16 protein-coding genes are annotated in these 19,193 nt (G+C 62.2%); 10 read left to right on the top strand and 6 right to left on the bottom strand.

What is annotated here, in order from left to right; translation table 11 throughout:
- Positions 1-94: 94 nt before the first annotated feature.
- The 3 genes from V6607_RS28890 to V6607_RS28880 form a co-directional block, all read right to left on the bottom strand.
- Positions 95-1,072: a hypothetical protein gene (locus tag V6607_RS28890; protein ID WP_003215523.1), complete on the bottom strand. Its 978-nt coding sequence runs from the start codon at positions 1,070-1,072 to the stop codon at positions 95-97.
- Positions 1,073-1,957, bottom strand: a complete 885-nt coding sequence (locus tag V6607_RS28885) for a neutral zinc metallopeptidase (protein ID WP_102369952.1) — start codon at positions 1,955-1,957, stop codon at positions 1,073-1,075.
- A gap of 115 nt (positions 1,958-2,072) precedes the next feature.
- The gene (locus V6607_RS28880) at positions 2,073-2,489 is read right to left on the bottom strand and encodes a hypothetical protein (RefSeq protein WP_008436613.1); all 417 of its coding nucleotides are present in this window, start codon (positions 2,487-2,489) and stop codon (positions 2,073-2,075) included.
- A 186-nt stretch (positions 2,490-2,675) separates the two neighbouring features.
- Here V6607_RS28880 and V6607_RS28875 point away from each other — a divergent pair, with 186 nt between their 5' ends.
- Positions 2,676-3,554, top strand: coding sequence for a DMT family transporter (locus V6607_RS28875; RefSeq protein WP_003215531.1), 879 nt, complete (start codon positions 2,676-2,678; stop codon positions 3,552-3,554).
- A gap of 5 nt (positions 3,555-3,559) precedes the next feature.
- Here the strand turns inward: V6607_RS28875 and V6607_RS28870 are convergent, their stop codons facing one another.
- The gene (locus tag V6607_RS28870) at positions 3,560-4,894 is read right to left on the bottom strand and encodes an MFS transporter (RefSeq protein ID WP_134327352.1); all 1,335 of its coding nucleotides are present in this window, start codon (positions 4,892-4,894) and stop codon (positions 3,560-3,562) included.
- 254 nt (positions 4,895-5,148) lie between these two features.
- On the opposite strand from V6607_RS28870, the gene quiC reads away from it, so the two are divergent.
- Positions 5,149-7,047: a 3-dehydroshikimate dehydratase QuiC gene (gene quiC, locus V6607_RS28865; RefSeq protein ID WP_003215536.1), complete on the top strand. Its 1,899-nt coding sequence runs from the start codon at positions 5,149-5,151 to the stop codon at positions 7,045-7,047.
- 71 nt (positions 7,048-7,118) lie between these two features.
- The gene (locus V6607_RS28860) at positions 7,119-7,784 is read left to right on the top strand and encodes a TetR/AcrR family transcriptional regulator (RefSeq protein ID WP_134327351.1); all 666 of its coding nucleotides are present in this window, start codon (positions 7,119-7,121) and stop codon (positions 7,782-7,784) included.
- A 122-nt stretch (positions 7,785-7,906) separates the two neighbouring features.
- Here the strand turns inward: V6607_RS28860 and V6607_RS28855 are convergent, their stop codons facing one another.
- Together V6607_RS28855 and aroQ are read right to left on the bottom strand one after the other, a co-directional pair.
- Positions 7,907-8,773, bottom strand: a complete 867-nt coding sequence (locus V6607_RS28855; protein ID WP_166742179.1) for a shikimate dehydrogenase — start codon at positions 8,771-8,773, stop codon at positions 7,907-7,909.
- Complete coding sequence (gene aroQ, locus V6607_RS28850) at positions 8,770-9,210, bottom strand: type II 3-dehydroquinate dehydratase (protein ID WP_087693554.1); 441 nt, start codon at positions 9,208-9,210, stop codon at positions 8,770-8,772. The genes V6607_RS28855 and aroQ overlap by 4 nt, the downstream gene beginning before the upstream one ends.
- 205 nt (positions 9,211-9,415) lie before the next feature.
- Between aroQ and V6607_RS28845 the strand changes: the two genes are divergently transcribed.
- From V6607_RS28845 to V6607_RS28815, 7 genes are all read left to right on the top strand, one after another.
- Positions 9,416-9,937: an RNA polymerase sigma factor gene (locus tag V6607_RS28845; RefSeq protein ID WP_003215543.1), complete on the top strand. Its 522-nt coding sequence runs from the start codon at positions 9,416-9,418 to the stop codon at positions 9,935-9,937.
- Between the two features lie 63 nt (positions 9,938-10,000).
- A complete protein-coding gene (locus V6607_RS28840; protein ID WP_134327349.1) occupies positions 10,001-10,990 on the top strand; it encodes a FecR family protein in 990 nt (329 codons plus the stop codon).
- A 134-nt stretch (positions 10,991-11,124) separates the two neighbouring features.
- A complete protein-coding gene (locus V6607_RS28835) occupies positions 11,125-13,875 on the top strand; it encodes a TonB-dependent receptor (protein ID WP_134327348.1) in 2,751 nt (916 codons plus the stop codon).
- A gap of 108 nt (positions 13,876-13,983) precedes the next feature.
- Complete coding sequence (locus V6607_RS28830; RefSeq protein ID WP_134327347.1) at positions 13,984-14,604, top strand: heme acquisition protein HasA; 621 nt, start codon at positions 13,984-13,986, stop codon at positions 14,602-14,604.
- A 176-nt stretch (positions 14,605-14,780) separates the two neighbouring features.
- Complete coding sequence (locus V6607_RS28825; protein ID WP_102369947.1) at positions 14,781-16,523, top strand: type I secretion system permease/ATPase; 1,743 nt, start codon at positions 14,781-14,783, stop codon at positions 16,521-16,523.
- Positions 16,520-17,851 (top strand): HlyD family type I secretion periplasmic adaptor subunit, encoded by a 1,332-nt coding sequence (locus V6607_RS28820; protein ID WP_338742281.1) that lies wholly within the window; start codon positions 16,520-16,522, stop codon positions 17,849-17,851. Before V6607_RS28825 ends, V6607_RS28820 begins: the two co-directional genes overlap by 4 nt.
- Positions 17,848-19,176, top strand: coding sequence for a TolC family outer membrane protein (locus V6607_RS28815; protein ID WP_214499390.1), 1,329 nt, complete (start codon positions 17,848-17,850; stop codon positions 19,174-19,176). The genes V6607_RS28820 and V6607_RS28815 overlap by 4 nt, the downstream gene beginning before the upstream one ends.
- Positions 19,177-19,193 lie beyond the last annotated feature (17 nt).

Here is a 19,193-nt window from a genome sequence, read left to right as displayed (position 1 = left end):
CGAATGCGGTGTGTCAGTCAATACATAGGCTGACTGATCCACCGCATTCGCGAGCAAGCCCGCTCCCACATTTTTGATCCGGTTTCTTCAGTGGTTATTGGAACAGTACTTTCTGCCCTTCAGGCGACGTAAACATCTTGTCCCCGTTATGCCCAACCCCCGGCACTTCCACCAGCTTGTGGCCCAGCTGCGGGTGCCGCTGCTTGAGGTAGTCAAAATAATTGTGCCCGCGAATCAAGCGATACGCGCCCTGGGTTTCAGCGCCGCAGCTCTTGTCCAGCGCCGGGTGATTCGGGTCGGTATCCTGCTGGCCCAGCAAGTAAGTGACATTACGCGAAACGTAAGCCTGCTCCAGCTGCTCGGCACTTTGCCCCTTGGCGTAGGCCGGCAGGTTTTGCATGCCGTACTTCCAGTCGTTGAAGCCCGGGCAACTGGCAACATCGAATTTCACCGGACGCTGTGGGCTGAAGTACGCGTAGGACGACGGGTTGGCCACCACATAACGCAGGCTGATGCCCTCGGTTTGCAGCAGCGGGTGATCATGCCCGGTCAGCGCAAAACGCTGCACCACCTGGCCGCCACCGGAATGGCCGGCCACCACGATTTCCTTCAGGTTCGGGAACAGCTTGCGGTTGCCCAGGTGCTTGATGATCTGGTCCAGCGCGCCGTAGGAGCTGATCTGGCCCGGGCCTGTGGACGGCTCGCCGGCCATCCAGTCGTTACTGTTCCAGCGCAGGGTCTGGCTGTCGATCTGGTTGCGCTTGAGGTCGGTCTGGTTGAGGAACTGTGGCGCAATCACCAGGGTATTGGCGTTTTGTCCTGCGGCTTCGGCCGCTTTTTCGCCGCTGTCCAGGTAGGTCATCGCGTTGCGCAGGCGACCATGCACGATGATCAGCGCGCGGGTAACTTGAGGCAGCGGCTGGCGCCAGTCCTGGCTCAAGCCGACGCTCAGGTCGCCGGCATCCAGGTGAAAACGATCGGGACTGACCACCTTGACGCCATGTTCGGCAGCCCAGGTGGAGGAGGAACAGGTGATCAACAAACCTAACAGCAGACCCAGTCGTTTATTCATTTAAAGGCTCTTGGCGGTAAAGGTGTCGCATTGAGTGATCTGGCCCTGGGCGAAGCCGGTCTTGAACCAGCGAACCCGCTGTGCCGAGGTGCCGTGGGTAAACGAGTCAGGCACCACGCGGCCCTGGCCCTGTTGCTGCAAGCGGTCATCGCCAATCGCGTTGGCCGCATTCAGTGCTTCTTCAATGTCGCCGGGCTCCAGCCAGTTCAGGCGCTTTTGCGCGCGGTTGGCCCACACCCCGGCGAAGCAGTCGGCTTGCAGCTCCTGGCGCACCAGCAGGCCGCCGTCGCCTTGCATCTGCCGGCCTTGCTGGCGGGCTGCCTGAATCTTCGCCGAGATGCCCAGCAGCGTCTGCACGTGATGTCCGACTTCATGAGCGATCACGTAGGCCTGGGCGAAGTCGCCGGCGGCCTTGAAGCGCTGGGACATTTCCCGGAAGAAATCCAGGTCCAGGTATACCTGTTGGTCTGCCGGGCAATAGAACGGCCCGCTGGCGGACGTGGCGCCACCGCAGGCGGAGTTCACCCGGCCACGGAACAGGATCAGTTTGGGGTTCTTGTAGGTCAGGCCGTTTTCCTGGAACACCTGGGCCCAGGTGTCTTCGGTGTCGCCGAGGACGGCGCGCACGAAGTCGGCTTGTTCATCATTGGCCGGCGGCGCCTGGCGGGTTTGCGGGCTGACGGAGGGCGCTTGCTCGGTGAGCTGGCCGCTGAGTTGCCCGAGGATCTGCATCGGGTCCTGGCCGGTCAGCCAGCCGATGCCGACGATCAGCACGATGGCCGTCAGGCTCAGGCCCTTGCCGCCCCCAAAACGCATGCCACCGCCGCCGCTGTCATCGCGGGCGTCTACCACGTTGTCGCTGCGTCGGCCTTTTTTCCATAGCATGTGGCAATCCTCTTTGTGAACCTGCAGCTCAGTGTTGTTGGTGTGTAGGGTTGGCGCCAGTCCGGCTGTCTGACGATGCTAAACGCTGTGTCGTCCGACCTGTATGAAGCTTGTGTCAGTCGCGGCAATACCCTTCGCCGGTGTCGACGATCAGGCAGTCCTTCTTGTCGGCCAGCCATTTCAGGCCAGTGGCTTCGCCGTCGCCAGCGCTCAGGATCTGCGGCCCGTCCGGGCGTTCAAAGGTGATGCCGTCTTCGGATGCCTGGCCCTTGAAGGTGCCGGAATCGTCGTCATCCAGGCCGTATTTCATGGTCAGTACATAGTGGCCGCGGCCGATGCTGTCGTCCTTGGCGATGGTCAGGTTCAGGCCTTCGACGCCAATCCACTTGCCGACCCATTTGTCGGTGGGCAGCACTTGCGGTACCAACGTTGCCTGGACAGACGGCGGGGCGGGCGCCTTGGCGGTCTCGGCTTGCTTGTCGCAGGCGCTGAGCAGCGTCAGGGTCGAAAGAATCAACAGGGTTTTTTTCATGGTGAGAAAGCCTTGGTTAAAAAACGCGCAGTGGGCGGGGCGGCGTGAAGCGTTGGACTGGAAAACCGCAATTTAGTGCGCTGTTCGAACAGTGTTTGGTTATGCTCTTGAGCGAGGCGCTTTACCCGTTCTAGATTATGCCGCGGTATGCGGCGGTCATTTCAGCCTGCCACTCAAGAGAATGCAATGACCCTCAGTACCCCACTTTCCGGCGTCAACCACCCGCTCAAAGGCATTTTGCTGATTGTGGTGGCGACCTTTCTGTTTTCCAGCCACGACGCGCTGTCCAAATACCTGGCCGGGTTCTACCCGATCGTGATGGTGGTGTGGGCCCGCTACCTGGTGCACACGCTGTTGATGGCCGGGATCTTCCTGCCGCAATCGGGCCTGCGGGTACTGCGCAGCAAACGCCCTTTACTGCAAGTGGCGCGGGCGTTGTGCCTGCTGGGCACCAGCCTGTTCTTTACGGCGGCGCTGCACTTTATCCCGTTGGCCGAGGCCACGGCGGTCAACTTTCTTGCGCCGATCCTGGTCACCGCGTTGTCGGTGCCGCTGTTGGGTGAGCACGTGACCCGCGGCCAATGGCTGGCGGTGATTTGCGGGTTTATCGGGGTGCTGATCATTGTGCACCCGGGGGGTGAGCTGTTCACCCCCGCGGTGTTGTTGCCGCTGACGTCGGCGCTGTTCTTCTGCTTCTACCAACTGCTCACCCGCATCCTCAGCAAGTACGACACGCCCACCACCAGCAACTTCTTCGCCGGGTTGTGCAATACCTTGGTGATGAGCGCGCTGGTGCCGTTCTTCTGGCAGGTGCCGAGCCTGTGGCACGGGGTGCTGATGCTGGCGCTGGGCACTTGCGGGATGACCGCACACTTGATGCTGACCCAGGCCTTCCGCTTCGCAGCGCCGGCCCTGCTGGCGCCGTTCGGCTATTGCCAGATCGTGTTTGCGGGGTTGTTGGGCTGGCTGGTGTTCAACCACACCCCGGACCTGACCACCGTGGTCGGGATCGGGGTGATTTGCCTGAGCGGGTTGGCCGCTGCCTGGCAGCAGCGGCGCAGGTAGGAAACTCAGACCTCGACGGTCGGAATCTTGCGCGGCGCCATGAAGTACATCCAGACCAGCGCGATGAAATACATCGCCGGAATCAGGGTGAACAGCACGGTGTAGTTGTTGTTGGTCACGGTCAGGATATGGCCGACGATCTGGGTCATGAACATCCCGCCGATGGCCGCGCACATGCCGCCAAAACCAAACACCGTACTCATCATGTGCTTGGGCGTGTAGTCCATCACCAGGCTCCAGATGTTGGCGGTCCAGGCCTGGTGCGCGCCGATGGCCAGGGAAATCGCAAACACCGCGACCCACAGGTGGCTGGAGCCGGCGGCCATGATCACTCCGACGATGCAGCAGGCAAACAGCAACATCGACAGCAGCCGCGCCTTGATCGGGTTCATCCCGCGTCCGATCAGGAACGAAGACAGGATCCCGCCGCCGATGCTGCCGAAGTCCGCCGTCAGGTAAATGATGATCAGCGGGATGCCCATCTGGGTCACGTTGATGCCCAGGTTGTATTGCTGATTCAGGAACGGCGGCAGCCAGTACAGGTAGAACCAGAACACCGGCGCGGTCATCGAGTAGGCGAGGGCGAAGGCCCAAGTGCCGCGCATCCGCAGGATCCGGCTGAACGGTACGCGGGGTTGTTCCGGTTCGACTTCCTGTTGCACGTAGTCCAGTTCCGATTGCTTCACGCTTGGATGGTCTTCCGGGTTGTAGTACTTCAAGCCCCAGAGCACCAGCCAGATCCCGCCCAGTGCCGACATGCACAGGAACGCCGCCTGCCAACCCCACACGTGGAGGATCAGCGGCAGCAGCATCGGCGTCATCATCGCGCCGACGTTGGTGCCGGCGTTGAAGATCCCGGTGGCCACGGCACGCTCGCCAGCGGGGAACCACAGGCGGGTGGTCTTGACGCAGGCCGGGTAGTTGGCGGCTTCGGTCAGCCCGAGAATGAACCGGCAGACCATAAAGCCCACCGCCGAGGTGGCCAGGCCATGGGCGCCGGTGGCCAGGCTCCACAGCAACACCGCGCAGAAGAACACGCGCTTGACGCCGACCCGGTCGATCAACCGGCCTTGCAGCACAAAGCCGATGGCGTAACCCACCTGGAACCAGAAGTTGATGTTGGCGTAGTCCATCGCCGTCCAGCTCATTTCCTTGGCCAGGATCGGTTGCATCACGCCGAGGGCGGCGCGGTCGATGTAGTTCAGAGTGGTGGCAAAAAACACCAGGGCCAGCATGCCCCAGCGGGTTTTACCGACAGCCATGGCGCCACGGATTTTGTCACCGATGCCGCTATGGGGATTGCTGTGGCCCACGGCCACGGCGGGATTTTGCGAAGGCATGAGGAAGTACCCGTTTTTTTGAAATTTTTATGGTGTGTTCAGGGTCTTGGTTAACCGAGGCCGCTCAATGGAAGCGGGGCTCAATGTGCTGTCGATGGTGCGCAGCGGCTAAAAAATCGTCAATTCGCCGATTGCCATTCTGTTCGATAATCGCCCATAAAACTAACCGGTTCGTACATTTCAATTGCTGTGATGAACCTGGCGGCCAATAATTTGCCGTAAACAAGACATGCCTCAATGCCGGGAGTCGCCCCATGCAACGCTCCATCGCCACCGTTTCCTTGAGCGGAACCTTGCCGGAAAAACTCGAAGCCATCGCGGCTGCCGGGTTTGATGGCGTGGAAATCTTCGAAAACGATCTGCTGTATTACGACGGCAGTCCGCGTGAAGTCAGGCAAATGTGCGCCGACCTCGGCATTGCCATCACCTTGTTCCAGCCGTTCCGGGACTTTGAGGGCTGCCGCCGCGACCGCCTGGCACGCAACCTGGAGCGGGCCGAGCGCAAGTTCGACTTGATGCAGGAGTTGGGCACCGACCTGGTGCTGGTGTGCAGTAACGCGTCAGCCGATTCCGTGGGCGATGAAAGCATTCTGCTGGATGACTTGAGCCTGCTGGCCGAACACGCTGGCCGCCGGGGCTTGCGCATCGGCTATGAAGCGCTGGCCTGGGGCCGGCACGTCAACACCTGGCAGCAGGTGTGGAACCTGGTGCGCAAGATCGATCATCCGAGCCTGGGCGTGTTGCTCGACAGCTTCCACACCCTGTCTCTCAAGGGCGACCCGAGTGCGATTGCCGAGATTCCCGGCGACAAGATTTTCTTTGTGCAGATGGCCGATGCACCGATCCTCGCCATGGATGTACTGGAATGGAGCCGGCATTTCCGCTGCTTCCCAGGCCAGGGCGAGTTCGACCTGGCGGGCTTTCTCGCCCCCATCATCAAGAGCGGCTACACCGGGCCGTTGTCCCTGGAAATCTTCAACGACGGCTTCCGCGCCGCGCCGACCCGGGCGAATGCCGCCGACGGCCTGCGCTCGCTGCTGTACCTCGAAGAGAAAACCCGCCAGCGATTGGAGCAAGAAGCGACGCCGGTCCCCGAGATCCTGTTTGAAACCCCGGCCGCCAGCGAATACGACGGCATTGAATTCCTGGAATTTGCCGTGGATGAAAACCTCGGCGCCAAGCTCACTTCATGGCTGGAGCGCCTGGGCTTCGTCAAGGCCGGGCAGCATCGATCCAAGAGCGTCAGCCTGTTGCGCCAGGGCGATATCAACCTGATCCTCAATTGCGAACCCTATTCCTTCGCCCATAACTTCTTCGAGGCCCACGGCCCGTCGTTGTGCGCCACGGCGATCCGGGTAAAGGACAGCGCCAAGGCCCTGGAGCGGGCGGTGGCCTACAAGGGCCAGCCGTATCGTGGGCTGGTCGGCCCCAACGAGCTGGAGCTGGCAGCGGTGCGCGCACCGGATGGCAGCCTGATCTACCTGGTGGACCAGCACGAAGGCGGCCTCTACGACACCGACTTCAACCTGCAACCGGCGAACGCCGCCAGCGGCGGCCTGCTGCGCATCGACCACATGGCCATGGCCTTGCCCGCCGACAGCCTCGACAGTTGGGTGTTGTTCTACAAAAGCTTGCTGGATTTCGAAGCCGACGACGAAGTGGTGCTGCCGGACCCCTATGGCCTGGTGAAAAGCCGGGCACTGCGCAGCCGTTGCAGCTCGATTCGCCTGCCGCTGAATATTTCCGAGAACCGCAACACCGCGATTTCCCACGCGTTGTCGAGCTATCGCGGCTCGGGCGTGCACCACATTGCCTTCGACTGCGCGGACATTTTCGCCGAGGTCAGCCGGGCCAAGGATGCGGGCGTGCCGCTGCTGGATATCCCGCTGAACTATTACGATGACCTGGCGGCGCGGTTTGATTTCGATGACGAGTTCCTCAGCCAGCTCGCGTATTACAACGTCCTCTACGACCGCGATGCCCAGGGCGGTGAACTGTTTCACGTTTATACCGAACCGTTCGAGGGCCGGTTTTTCTTCGAGATCATCCAGCGCAAGAACGGTTACGCCGGCTACGGTGCGGCCAACGTGGCGGTGCGCCTGGCGGCCATGGCCAAGTCCCGCAGCGGTGCGGTGCGCCAGGCCAGGTTGTAAGGTGCCGGCGCTTCCTTCGGCGTGCGGCGCGGCCCATAATCAGCGCCTGCACCTAAGGCCGTGAGCGCACCATGACCCTGACCTCCGAGCTTCCCGCCGCGGCCACCGCACCGCGCAAGAGCCGCAAGAACAACCCGGAAAAGACCCGCGAGAACATTCTCCAGGAAGCCATCGTCGAGTTTGTCACCCAGGGCCTTTCCGGCGCCCGGGTGGACGCGATCGCGGAGCGTATCCAGACCTCCAAGCGCATGATCTATTACTACTTCGGCAGCAAGGAACAGCTCTACGTCGAGGTGCTGGAGAAACTCTACGGCGACATTCGCAACACCGAGACACGGATGAACCTGACGGCCCTGGAGCCCCGGGAAGCGATCCGCCGGCTGGTGGAATTCACCTTTGATCACCACGATCAGAACGTGGATTTTGTGCGCATCGTGAGCATCGAGAACATCCACAACGCCGAGTATGTAAAGCAGTCGACGTCGATCAAGGCGATGAACAGCAACATCCTCGAAGCCCTTGGCACCACGTTGCGCCGGGGCGCCGAGTTGGGGTTGTTCCGGGAAGGGCTGGAGCCGCTGGACGTGCACTTGCTGATCAACTCGTTCAGCTTCTACCGGGTGTCGAACCGCCACACCTTCAGCGAGATCTTTCAGATCGAGTTGTCGGATGAGGCGGTCAGGCAGCGGCATCGGGCGATGATCTGCGAGTCGGTGTTGCGCTACCTGCAGGCTTGAGTTCAACACCGAGCAAAATGTGGGAGCGGGCTTGCTCGCGAAGGCGGAGTGTCAGTCGCCGGATGTTTGGCTGATCCACCGCATTCGCGAGCAAGCCCGCTCCCACATTTCTAATCCGGTTTCTACAGTTGGGTGGTCATGCTCTGGAAGTGCGCGAGCATGCGCTCTGCATCCGCCACTTCGCCAGTGAACAACTCAAACGCCTTCACCGCCTGAAACACCGCCATGTTGCCGCCATCCAGGGTGCGGCAACCCAGGGCGCGGGCGTTGCGCAGCAGTTCGGTTTCCAGTGGGAAGTACACGATCTCCGCTACCCACAAGTCGGCGCGCAAGGTGCCCAACGGCACGGGCATGCCCGGCAGCTTGGCCATGCCCATCGGCGTGGTATTCACCAGGCCATCGGCCTCGGCCATGGCGCTTTCCAGGTCATTGCCGGCCTGCGCCCGGCCGGTACCAAAATGCTGGTTGAGGTTGTTCGCCAGGCTGCGGGCACGTTCGGCGTCCATGTCGAAAATACTCAAGCGTTCCACGCCTTCACCCAGCAGCGCATGGGCGACTGCCGCCCCGGCGCCGCCCGCGCCCATCTGCACCACGAACTTTCGAGCCACATCACTCAAGCCCCGGCGAAAGCCTTCGGCAAAGCCCAGGCAGTCGGTGTTGTGGCCGATGCGTTTACCGTCGCAAAGCACCACGGTGTTCACCGCGCCGATGCCCCGTGCTTCGGGTGACAGGTCATCCAGCAACGGCAGGATCGCCTGCTTGCACGGGTAGGTGATGTTCAAGCCGGTGAAGTTCATCTGTTCGGCCGCCATCAACAGGTCGGGCAGGGCGCGGGTATCCACCTGTAGCCGGTCGAGGTCGATCAGGCGATAGAGGTAACGCAGGCCCTGGGCATCGCCTTCATGCTCATGCAGGGCCGGGGTGCGGGAAGCCTGGATGCCGGCGCCTATCAGGCCGGCCAGAATTCGACGTTTGGACACCGCGCTCATCCCTTCAAGGTCTTGCTGAAATGTTCGAGGGCGAGGTGATAACCGTGGCTGCCAAACCCGGCCAGCACCGCCTTGGCAATCGGCGACACGAACGAGTGATGACGGAACGCTTCCCGGGCATGCACGTTGGACAAGTGCACCTCGATCACCGGTACTTCACTGGCCACCAGCGCGTCGCGGATCGCCACCGAAGTGTGGGTCCAGGCTGCCGGGTTGATCACGATGCCGGCGCAACGGGCGCGGGCGCCGTGGATCCAGTCCAGCAATTCGCCTTCGTGGTTGGTCTGGCGGAATTCGACTTTCAGGCCCAGTTGCTCGGCGCTGCGGCCACACAGGGCAGCAAGGTCGGCCAGGGTTTCATGGCCATAAGTGGCGGGCTCGCGAGTGCCGAGCAGGTTGAGGTTGGGGCCGTTGAGCACCAGCACGATGGGCGGCATAGAGGGTTCTCCACTGTTGTTTTTATGTATGTCGATAAAATGTACTAAATGGTTAATTTGGTCAATCGCGTGGGTGGGAACCGTTCGATTACCGAACGCAGAATGAAAACCACCGTTGTGTGGATCAGAGTTGATATCAATTGAAAATCATTCTCGACAACGCTTAAGATGCCCGCCTGTTTCCTTAACATTCCAGGGAGTCGGTTTGTCGGACGTGGATCTCAAAGGCCTGTTTCTCAAGCACGCCGATACCCTGCGCGGGTATCTCGCACGCAAGGTACGGGACCCGCAGTTGGCCGCAGACCTGGTGCAGGAGAGTTTCCTGCGCCTGGCGCAAAAGCCGGCCGGCGAGCGCATCGACAACTCCCAGGGCTATCTCTATCGCACGGCCGGCAATCTGCTGATCGACCATATCCGCCAGGAGGCGCGGCGCAAGACCGACTCCGTGCCCCATGAGGCGCTGGCCGAGATTGAAGATGAAATGGCCGGGTTGGAGGCTCAGGCGATGGCGCAGCAACAGCGGCAGGCATTGAAGCAGGCACTGGCGGAATTGCCGGAGCGTACCCGGCAGATTTTCCGTCTCAACCGGATCGAGGGCATGACCCATGCCCAGGTCGCGCGCCACCTGGGAATTTCCGACAGCTCAGTGCAAAAGCACCTGGCCAAGGCGCTGGCGTATGTCATGCAGCGTTTGCAGGAAGGTGAGGCGGGGCCGTCCGACGAATGAATTACCGACAAACCTGGGGTCAGACGTCACAGCGTTATATAACGAAAAATTCGAGATTCACACGTGAATAGCCCGGGTCCGCAACAGCACAGCATTACCGAGGCGGCTGCCGATTGGGCGGTGCGCCTGCACGCCGGCGCCCTGACCGATCAGGAGCAGGCCGAGCTGCGCCAATGGATCGCCAGAGACAGCCGCCATGAAGCGGCGCTGCGTTTTGCCGAGCAGACGTGGGCGGCGCTGGGCGAGGTGCATCGCGATGAGACGGTGCATCGCCAGCGGCCGCCCGCTACCGCTGCGCCGGTGCGCGGCCCTCGTCGGCGCAGGCCGTGGCGCATGGCGGCGAGTGTTGCGCTGTTGCTGGTGGTGGCGGGCGTCGGCTGGGTGCGCGGGCCTGAGGCGCTGCTGCAGGTGCAGGCCGATTACCTCACCCAAAAAGGCGAAGTGCGCACCGTGCACCTGGCGGACGGCAGCAGCGTGCAACTGGATTCTGCGAGTGCGATCAAGCTGGATTTTGACGGTGTGCAGCGGCGCATCAGCCTGATCAAAGGCTCGGCGATCTTTGATGTGGCGCCCATGGCCGGTGAGGAAAAAAGGCCGTTCGTGGTGCACAGCGCCAGCGGGCAAACCCGTGCCCTGGGCACGCGGTTTGTGGTCGAGCGTGAGGACGACCGGCAGGCCTGGGTCGGAGTGTTGCAGCACAGTGTGGCCGTCACGCTGCAGGCGCTGCCGCAGAAAGCAACTGTGCTCAAGGAAGGCCAGGCTGCGCGCTACAGCCCGGAGAACGGCGTGGTCGCCCTCGACGACTTCGACCTGGAGCGCGCCACCAGTTGGCGTCGCGGTGTGCTGATCTTCGACCGCTTGCCGCTGGCCAAGGTCATCGAGCAGCTCAACCGCTACCGGCCGGGCAAGGTGGTGCTGACCAATGCCGACCTCGGCACCCGTGAAGTCAGCGGCGTGTTCCGCCTCGATATGCTCGACACGGCCCTCGGCACCCTGACCGAAGAATTACAGGTGCAGCGCTTTGATCTGGCGGGGCTGAGCCTGATCTATTGATGGGGTCGCCGGGCCCCGTTTACGCCCTTTGAAAAAACTTTCAAAAAAACCTTACTGAGTTCCGACGCCTGACACGTCCTGTTAAGTGAGAAGTATTCGCATAAACAAGAATGGTCAGCGAAGGGATAACGTCGATGTCTGCAATCACCAAGGGGCGCAACACCGGTAGCCGGTTGGCCCTTGCCATCCACCTGGGGCTGTTAGCCTCCGCCTGCCAGGTGCAGGCCGCCGAGGCGCCAGTCGGTGAATCACAGCCTGTCACGTTGACGTTTGATATTGCGGCGCAACCCTTGGGCCTTGCCGTACTGACGTTCGCCGACCAGGCCGGGTTGCAAGTGTTGTTCGACAGCGCGCGCCTGCAAGGCCTCACCAGCACCGCGCTCAAGGGCCGTTACAGCGCCCAGGAAGGCCTCGGCCGATTGGTGGGCAGTGCACCGGTGGAATACCGCTTTACCGGGGACCGGCAGGTGACGCTGACTCGCGTCGGCGCCGACCATGACGGTGCGCTGACCGTGGGCACCACCACCATCACCGGCAACACCAACGGCAAGCCAAGCGACTGGGTGTACGACACACCGCGCTCGGTGGCCGTGATCAGTCGCGAGCAGATCGACAAACGCCCACCACGCCACGCCGCCGACATGCTCGAAGAAACCGCCGGCGTGTACACCGCCGTCAACCAGCGTGACCCGGGCCTGTCGGTGAACATCCGCGGCGTGCAGGACTACGGCCGGGTCAACATGAACATCGACGGCATGCGCCAGAACTTCAACGTCAACGGCCACCAGCAGCGCAACGGCACGATGTTGATCGACCCGGAATTCATCTCCAGCATCGAAATCGACAAGGGCAGCCAGTCCGGGCAGGGCGGTGCTGCCGTGTTGGGCGGGATTGCATCCTTCAAGACCCTCGAGGCCAGTGAGTTCCTGGCCGATGGCAAGGACTATGGCGGGCGTCTGCGTGCCGGTAGCGGGATTGGTGAACTGGGTAACGGCACCTATTTCAACGGCAGCGGTGTGTTTGCCTTTGGCGACGAGCGCGGCGACGTGCTGCTGGGGTACAGCGAACGGCATTTTGGCGACTACCGCGCCGGTACTCACAACGACCAGAAACTGGGTACTCATTTGCGCGCTCGTGACTCCCAGCCTGCGGCCTTCGACGATTGGCTGAACAGTGAGGTCGGTGACACCGGCAGCGTGACCCGCTCGCAAATCGTCAAGTTCGGCCTGAACCTGCCCAATGACCAACGGGTGCAACTGAGCTACCTGGAAAGTGACAGCGACAGCAATGACGCGTGGGCCTACACCGCCCCGGATAACCAGAGCGTGTACTACCAGCGCGTCAGCAAGAACAACCTCAATGCCAGGAACGTCGGACTGGATTATCGCTACACGCCGGATAACCCGCTGATCGATTTCAAGGCCAAGGTCTACTACGTCACCACACAGATGGACCGGGACAATGCGCCCAACACCGCGTCGCTGACCTCCGGCAACTATGTGGCGGGCTACACGGATCATTTTCAGACCGATACCTGGGGTGTACAGGGCGACAACACATCGCGGTTCGACTTCGATGCGTTGGGTCATGTGAGTTGGAACTACGGCGTGGAGGTGTATCAAGACAAGTTCAAGCCCAGTACCAACAAGGTCGAGGCCACCAACCTTTCCGGCCTGTTGCCTTACGTTGAAGGCGGGACGCCCGGTGGCAAACGCACCATCGCCAGCCTGTTCAACAACCTGCAGTACGAATATGGCGACTGGCTGACGCTGGATGCGGGCTTGCGGTACGACCGCTATCGGCTGGAAGGGGTCACCGGGATGACGCTCTACCGGCGCGATCGGTTCTACAGCAGCACGGTAGGTGCCAAGCGTGTCGAGGAAGTGTTCGACATTGATAGAGAAGAGGGCCAGTTCTCTCCCTCGTTCGGTATCGGCATAAAGCCGGGGCTGGACTGGATGCAACTCTACGCCCGCTGGGGCAAGGGCTGGCGCCCGCCGGCGGTAACGGAAACCTTCATGACCGGGCGTCCTCACGGTGGCAGCTCATCAGAGCGGGTGTTTCCCAACCCGTTCCTGAAACCCGAAGAGTCGCGGGACTGGGAAATGGGCGTGAACGTATTCAAAGAGGGACTGCTGTTCGGTGACGACCGCCTGGGCATGAAGGTGGCTTACTTCGATACCCGGATCGAGAACTTCTCTTTCCTCAATCACAGCGTCAGTTTGCCGGAGACCTCCGTCGGCGGTTTTCTCGGCACGATGGCGTACGTCAATAACACCAACCCCACGCGCTTTCGGGGGGTGGAGTACCAGCTCAACTACGACATGGGGCGGGCGTACGCCAACCTTAGTTACACCCACATGATCGGCAGTAATGAGTTCTGCTCGAAGAACTATTACATGGGCGGGGCGAAGAAGAACGGGCCGTCCACCACACGCTATGAACGCTACACCCGGCCAAACGGCACGACCGGCCTGCGCCCGGTGACCACGTATGAGGTGCTGGACGACGATGTCGCCAACAACAAGGAAAGCTGTGGCCGGATCATGGGCAACGCCACCTATATGCCGGCTGATCGCGGCTCGCTGACCCTGGGCGCGCGCTTCCTGGAAAAGCGACTCGATATGGGCGTCCGCGTGCGCTACAGCTCAGGCAATGGCGAGAACCTCGACTCACAAGGTTATGACTTCATCGACCAGGCGCTATGGCCCCAGTACACCCTCTATGACCTGTACGCCAGCTACTGGATGACCGACCAATTGAACATCGCCCTGGCGCTGGAAAACGCCACCGATGAGGCCTACTTCGTTGCCATGGGGGACGCCAATAACCTGAGCCTGGCGCGCGGGCGAACGTTGAGCGGGATGCTCGAATACAAGTTCTGATCAAGGTGCCACGGCACTTTATCAACCAACGGTTTTGCCCAAGGGTGGGCAAAAAGTGCGCTGTATGAGCGTGCTGATCAATCGTGTTGTTTATAACGAGGTTAAGTGATGACTATTTCTGTTAGTTACGAAGCTGCGCTCGGTGCTTACTCCGTCTCGGACTACCTGACCGACTGGGCACTGGGGTTCAACACTGCGGGGCACGGCAGCAGCAACACCGGCGGCTTCAGCAACGGCTCCCTGAGCGGCGACCAGTATTCGACCCACGGCGCCAACAATTCCGACTACGCCTTCATTGCCGACAGCAACACCAGCAACGGCCTGCACTACGTATTCAACCCGGCGCTGCCAGCCAGCCACAACGAAAACCACTACCTGTGGGGCAACCTGGATAACGTTCAACTGGGCACCGGCCTAAGCGGCGGCAATGGCAGCGACTTCACCCTCGATGCGTTCAAAGTGGCTTTCAACGGCCTCGACTTGAGCGCGGCACAAGGTGCAGGCCGCGTCGGCAATGACGTTCAGAACGTGATCTACAGCCTGATGCAAGGCAACACCTCGGCACTGGAAACCGTGCTCAACAACCTGCTGGACGACTTCGGCCTGTCCACCGCCAACACCTTCGACGAGATCTCGGCCGGCCTGGCAGCACACGCTACGGCAACCATCACCGACGTCGCCCTGGTAGGCGTGCAGGACGTTGCACAGGACTGGGCACTCGCTGCCTGATGTGGCTGTGCAATGAAAAAAGCGAATGGAAGATCGCTCTCCCATTCGCTGCGTAAACCCCGTCGTCGCCGTGAGTTTCGAAGGCCAGGGCGACGGCGGTGACAAATTCTGCGCAGCGGCGCGCGGCGTGTCAAACGCGGGCGGCGCTTCCCGATTTCCCCCATGAGACTCCCTCGATGCGCCATGCCGGCAACGAAACCCTGGCCGCTCTCACGGCCTATAAAAGTGGCTTCCTCAACATTGGCCTGTTTTCGGCAGTGATCAACCTGTTGATGCTGGCCCCGGCGCTGTACATGTTGCAGGTCTACGACCGGGTGCTGGCCTCCGGCAACTCGATGACCCTGTTGATGCTGACGCTGATGATCCTTGGCTTGTTCGGCTTGATGGGCGCGCTGGAGTGGGTGCGCAGCCAGGTGGTGATCCGTCTTGGCACACAGATGGACATGCGCCTGAACCAGCGGGTGTACGACGCCGCGTTCGAGGCGCAACTCAAGGGCGGCACCCAGGCGGCCGGGCAGGCGTTGAGCGACCTGACGACCTTGCGCCAGTTCGCCACCGGCCAGGCGCTGTTCGCATTTTTTGATGCGCCGTGGTTTCCGGTGTACTTGCTGGTGATCTTCCTGTTCCACCCCTGGCTCGGCGTCCTGGCGCTGGCCGGTGCGCTGATGCTGATGGCGCTGGCGTGGGCCAACCAGCACATCTGCCAGGCACCGTTGACTCAGGCCAATCAGCTGTCGATCAGCGCCAGCCAGCAGGCCACGGCCAACCTGCGCAATGCCGAAGCCATCGAAGCCATGGGCATGCTGGCAACCTTGCGTGCGCGCTGGTTTGCCCAGCACCAGGCGTTTCTGGCGGCGCAGAACCTGGCCAGTGAAAAGACCGCTGCCATCAGTGCCTGGTCCAAGGGCGTACGCCTGGCGTTGCAGTCATTGGTCCTCGGTCTGGGTGCATTGCTGGCGGTGCAGGGGGCGATTACGCCGGGCATGATGATCGCCGGCTCGATCCTGATGGGGCGGGTACTGAGCCCTATCGACCAACTGATCGGCGTGTGGAAACAGTGGAGTTCGGCGCGCCTGGCTTATGACCGTTTGACCCTGATGCTGGCGGCCAACCCGGCGCGCACCGAGCGCATGAGCTTGCCGGCGCCCAGCGGCCAGTTGACGGTCGAGCAGGTAAGCGCGTGTGCGCCTGGCAGTCGTCGGCCTGCATTGGCCAACCTCGGGTTCAGCCTGCCTGCCGGTGACGTGCTGGGCGTGATCGGGCCTTCCGGTTGCGGCAAGTCGACCCTGGCGCGGTTGCTGGTGGGGGCCTGGGCGCCCTTGGCCGGCAAGGTGCGGCTCGACGGCGCGGACCTGGCGCAATGGGACAAGCAGCAACTCGGCCCGCACATTGGGTATCTGCCCCAGGACATCCAGCTGTTCGCCGGCAGCATTGCCGACAACATCGCGCGTTTCGACACCGTGGATTCGGACAAGGTGCTCGCTGCCGCGCAAATGGCCGGCGTGCATCAACTGATCCTGCAGTTGCCCCAAGGCTACGACACCCAACTGGGGGAGGGCGGTGCCGGGTTGTCCGGCGGGCAGAAGCAACGTGTCGCGCTGGCGCGAGCGCTGTACGGCGTGCCTGCGCTGATCGTACTGGATGAGCCCAATTCCAATCTCGATGAGGCCGGCGAGCAGGCCTTGCTCCATGCCATCACCTTGCTCAAGGCGCAGCGTCGCACGCTGGTGCTGATCACCCACAAGACCCCTGTGCTGGCGTTGACGGACCAATTACTGATTCTGCGGGACGGCCAGTTGCAGGCGTTCGGGCCCACGGCGCGGGTGCTGGAGGCCACGCAGAAACCGGCGGCCGCGCCGCCCAAACCGGTGTCGGCGATGAGCATGAGCTACCGCCTCGGTGAAGGAAAAAAAGCATGAGCCGACCTGTGCTTGTGACGGACAACAGCGTGCCGCCGGTGAACAACGTGCTGGCGCTGGACGATAAAAAATACGCGCGCCTGGGCTGGTTGCTGGTGCTCGGCGGGTTTGCCGGGTTCCTTGGCTGGGCCGCGCTGGCACCGTTGGACAAGGGTGTGGCGGTGTCCGGCAAGGTCATGGTGTCGGGGCACCGCAAGACGGTGCAGCACCCCGCGGGCGGGATCGTCGAGCGGATCGAGGTGCGCGATGGCGAGGTGGTGAGCGCCGGCCAGGTATTGGTCCGCCTGAAGGAAACCCCGTTGCGCGGGCAGATGCAGTCTTTGCGCAGCCAGTTCATTGCGTCCCGGGCCAGCGAAGCGCGCTTGAGTGCCGAGAGCGAAGGCTTGTCGGCCATCGTCTTCGGCCCCGAACTGCTGAACGAGCCTGAGGCCGCCGCCACCTTGAGCCTGCAACGGCAACTGTTCAGCAGTCGCGCCCAGGCCCTGGCCACGGAGCAGCAAGGCCTGCGGGAAACCATCGCCGGGGCCGAGGCACAATTGCGCGGCACCCGGGAATCCCAGGCCAGCAAAGTGCTGCAACGCACCGCGATGAATGAACAACTGCAAGGCCTGCGCGAGCTGGCGCGGGACGGCTACATTCCGCGCAATCGGCTGCTGGAAAATGAACGGCTGTATGCCCAGCTCGACGGTGCGATTGCCGAGGATTTCGGCCGCATCGGCCAGTTGCAACGGCAAGTCCTTGAACTGCGCCTGCGCATCCGCCAGCTCGGCGAAGACTTCCAGAAAGACCTGCGCGGCCAACTGGCCGAAACCCGCACCCGCAGCGACGACTTGCGCAACCGGTTGGCCTCGGCCGAATTCGAACTGGCCAACAGCCTGGTGCGCGCGCCGGCGACTGGCGTGGTGGTGGGGCTGGAGGTGTACACCGAAGGCGGCGTGATCAAGCCCGGCCGGGCGCTGATGGACATCGTGCCCCAGGGCGAACCACTGCTGGTGGAAGCGCGGGTGCCGGTGCAGATGGTCGACAAGGTGCACCCGGGCTTGCCGGTGGAGTTGCTGTTCTCGGCGTTCAACCAGAGCACCACCCCACGCATTGCCGGTGAAGTGACGCTGGTGTCGGCCGACCGCCAGGTCGACGAGCGCACCGATGAGCCGTATTACACCTTGCGCGCCCAGGTCAGTGCAGCTGGCATGCGCCAGCTCGACGGCTTGCAGATTCGCCCGGGCATGCCGGTGGAAGCGTTCGTCAAAACCGGTGAGCGCTCGATGCTCAACTACCTGTTCAAACCCTTGATGGATCGGACTCACATGGCGTTGGTGGAAGAATGAAGGCGCTGTTATTCGGTCTGTGTTGTGCCTGCAGTGGATCGGTTCAGGCGCTGGGATTGCTCGACGCCTATGACTTGGCCCTGCGCAACGATCCGACGTTTCAGGCGGCAATCCAGGAGCGCGAGGCCGGCGAGGAAAACCGCATCATCGGCCGCGCCGGGCTGTTGCCGAACCTGTCCTGGAGCTACAACAACTCGCGCAATGAGTCCGAAGTCACCCAGTCGACGGCGGTGGGCAACGTCACCAGCGACCGCGATTACCGCAGCTATGCCTCGACCCTGACCCTGCAACAACCGCTGCTCGATTACGAAGCCTATGCGCGCTATCGCCAGGGTGCAGCGCAGGCGCTGTTTGCCGATGAACGCTTTCGCAGCAAGAGCCAGGAACTGGCCGTGCGGGTGTTGAGCGCCTACAGCCAGGCATTGCTGGCCCAGGAGCGGATCGAGCTGAGCCGCGCCCAGAAACGCGCGTATGCCGAGCGCCTGCAACTCAATGAACGGCTGCTCAAGGGCGGCGAGGGCACCCGCACCGATGTGCTGGAAACCCAGGCACGCCTGAGCCTGGCCCAGGCCGAAGAGATCGAATCCCTGGACACCCAGGACGCAGCCTTGCGCGAGCTGGAAGCGATTGTGGGCCAGCCGTTGCAGATAGACGAGTTGGCGCCGCTGACTCGCCAGTTCGAGATCCCGCCGCTGGCGCCCAACCGTTTCGAGACCTGGCGGGAAATGGCGATGGCCAACAACCCGGAGCTCAAATCCCAGCACCACGCGCTGGACGTCGCCGAATACGAAGTGGAGCGCAAGCGCGCCGGGCACATGCCCAAGGTCAGCCTGTATGCGAGCAGCCGCCAGACCAGCTCGGATTCGGAAAGCAGCTACAACCAGAAGTACGACACCAACAGCGTCGGCATCCAGGTCAGCCTGCCGCTGTTCGCCGGTGGCTCGGTGTCGGCGTCGACGCGCCAGGCCGCCAATCAACTGTCCCAGGCGCAATATGAACTGGACGCGCAGACCGCCAGGACGCTGATCGAACTGCGCAAGCAATTCAACCTCAACACCAGCGGCGCGGCCAAAGTGCGGGCGTATGAAATGGCGGTCAGCTCGGCCACCGCCCTGGTGACGGCGACGAAGAAAAGCGTGACCGGTGGCGAGCGCGTCAACCTCGATGTGCTGGATGCCGAGCAGCAACTGTTCACGGCACGCCGCGACCTGGCGGATGCGCGGCATGCGTATCTGCTGGCGCGGATACAACTGAAGTATTTTGCAGGGTTGCTGAACGAGCAGGACCTGCGGGCGTTGGCGGGGTATTTCCAGCCATCGGCATGATGGCTATATCGGCTAAC

The sequence above is a fragment of the Pseudomonas sp. KK18 genome (genome assembly GCF_037094675.1).
Lineage (GTDB): Bacteria > Pseudomonadota > Gammaproteobacteria > Pseudomonadales > Pseudomonadaceae > Aquipseudomonas.
This window is presented reverse-complemented; position numbering and strand designations above follow the sequence as displayed.

Bases quoted from the DNA above. Each gene is read 5' to 3' on its own strand.
- V6607_RS28890 (WP_003215523.1), bottom strand. From the start codon at position 1,072: ATGAATAAACGACTGGGTCTGCTGTTAGGTTTGTTGATCACCTGTTCC.
- V6607_RS28885 (WP_102369952.1), bottom strand. From the start codon at position 1,957: ATGCTATGGAAAAAAGGCCGACGCAGCGACAACGTGGTAGACGCCCGC.
- V6607_RS28880 (WP_008436613.1), bottom strand. From the start codon at position 2,489: ATGAAAAAAACCCTGTTGATTCTTTCGACCCTGACGCTGCTCAGCGCC.
- V6607_RS28875 (WP_003215531.1), top strand. From the start codon at position 2,676: ATGACCCTCAGTACCCCACTTTCCGGCGTCAACCACCCGCTCAAAGGC.
- V6607_RS28870 (WP_134327352.1), bottom strand. From the start codon at position 4,894: ATGCCTTCGCAAAATCCCGCCGTGGCCGTGGGCCACAGCAATCCCCAT.
- quiC (WP_003215536.1), top strand. From the start codon at position 5,149: ATGCAACGCTCCATCGCCACCGTTTCCTTGAGCGGAACCTTGCCGGAA.
- V6607_RS28860 (WP_134327351.1), top strand. From the start codon at position 7,119: ATGACCCTGACCTCCGAGCTTCCCGCCGCGGCCACCGCACCGCGCAAG.
- V6607_RS28855 (WP_166742179.1), bottom strand. From the start codon at position 8,773: ATGAGCGCGGTGTCCAAACGTCGAATTCTGGCCGGCCTGATAGGCGCC.
- aroQ (WP_087693554.1), bottom strand. From the start codon at position 9,210: ATGCCGCCCATCGTGCTGGTGCTCAACGGCCCCAACCTCAACCTGCTC.
- V6607_RS28835 (WP_134327348.1), top strand. From the start codon at position 11,125: ATGTCTGCAATCACCAAGGGGCGCAACACCGGTAGCCGGTTGGCCCTT.
- V6607_RS28830 (WP_134327347.1), top strand. From the start codon at position 13,984: ATGACTATTTCTGTTAGTTACGAAGCTGCGCTCGGTGCTTACTCCGTC.
- V6607_RS28825 (WP_102369947.1), top strand. From the start codon at position 14,781: ATGCGCCATGCCGGCAACGAAACCCTGGCCGCTCTCACGGCCTATAAA.
- V6607_RS28820 (WP_338742281.1), top strand. From the start codon at position 16,520: ATGAGCCGACCTGTGCTTGTGACGGACAACAGCGTGCCGCCGGTGAAC.
- V6607_RS28815 (WP_214499390.1), top strand. From the start codon at position 17,848: ATGAAGGCGCTGTTATTCGGTCTGTGTTGTGCCTGCAGTGGATCGGTT.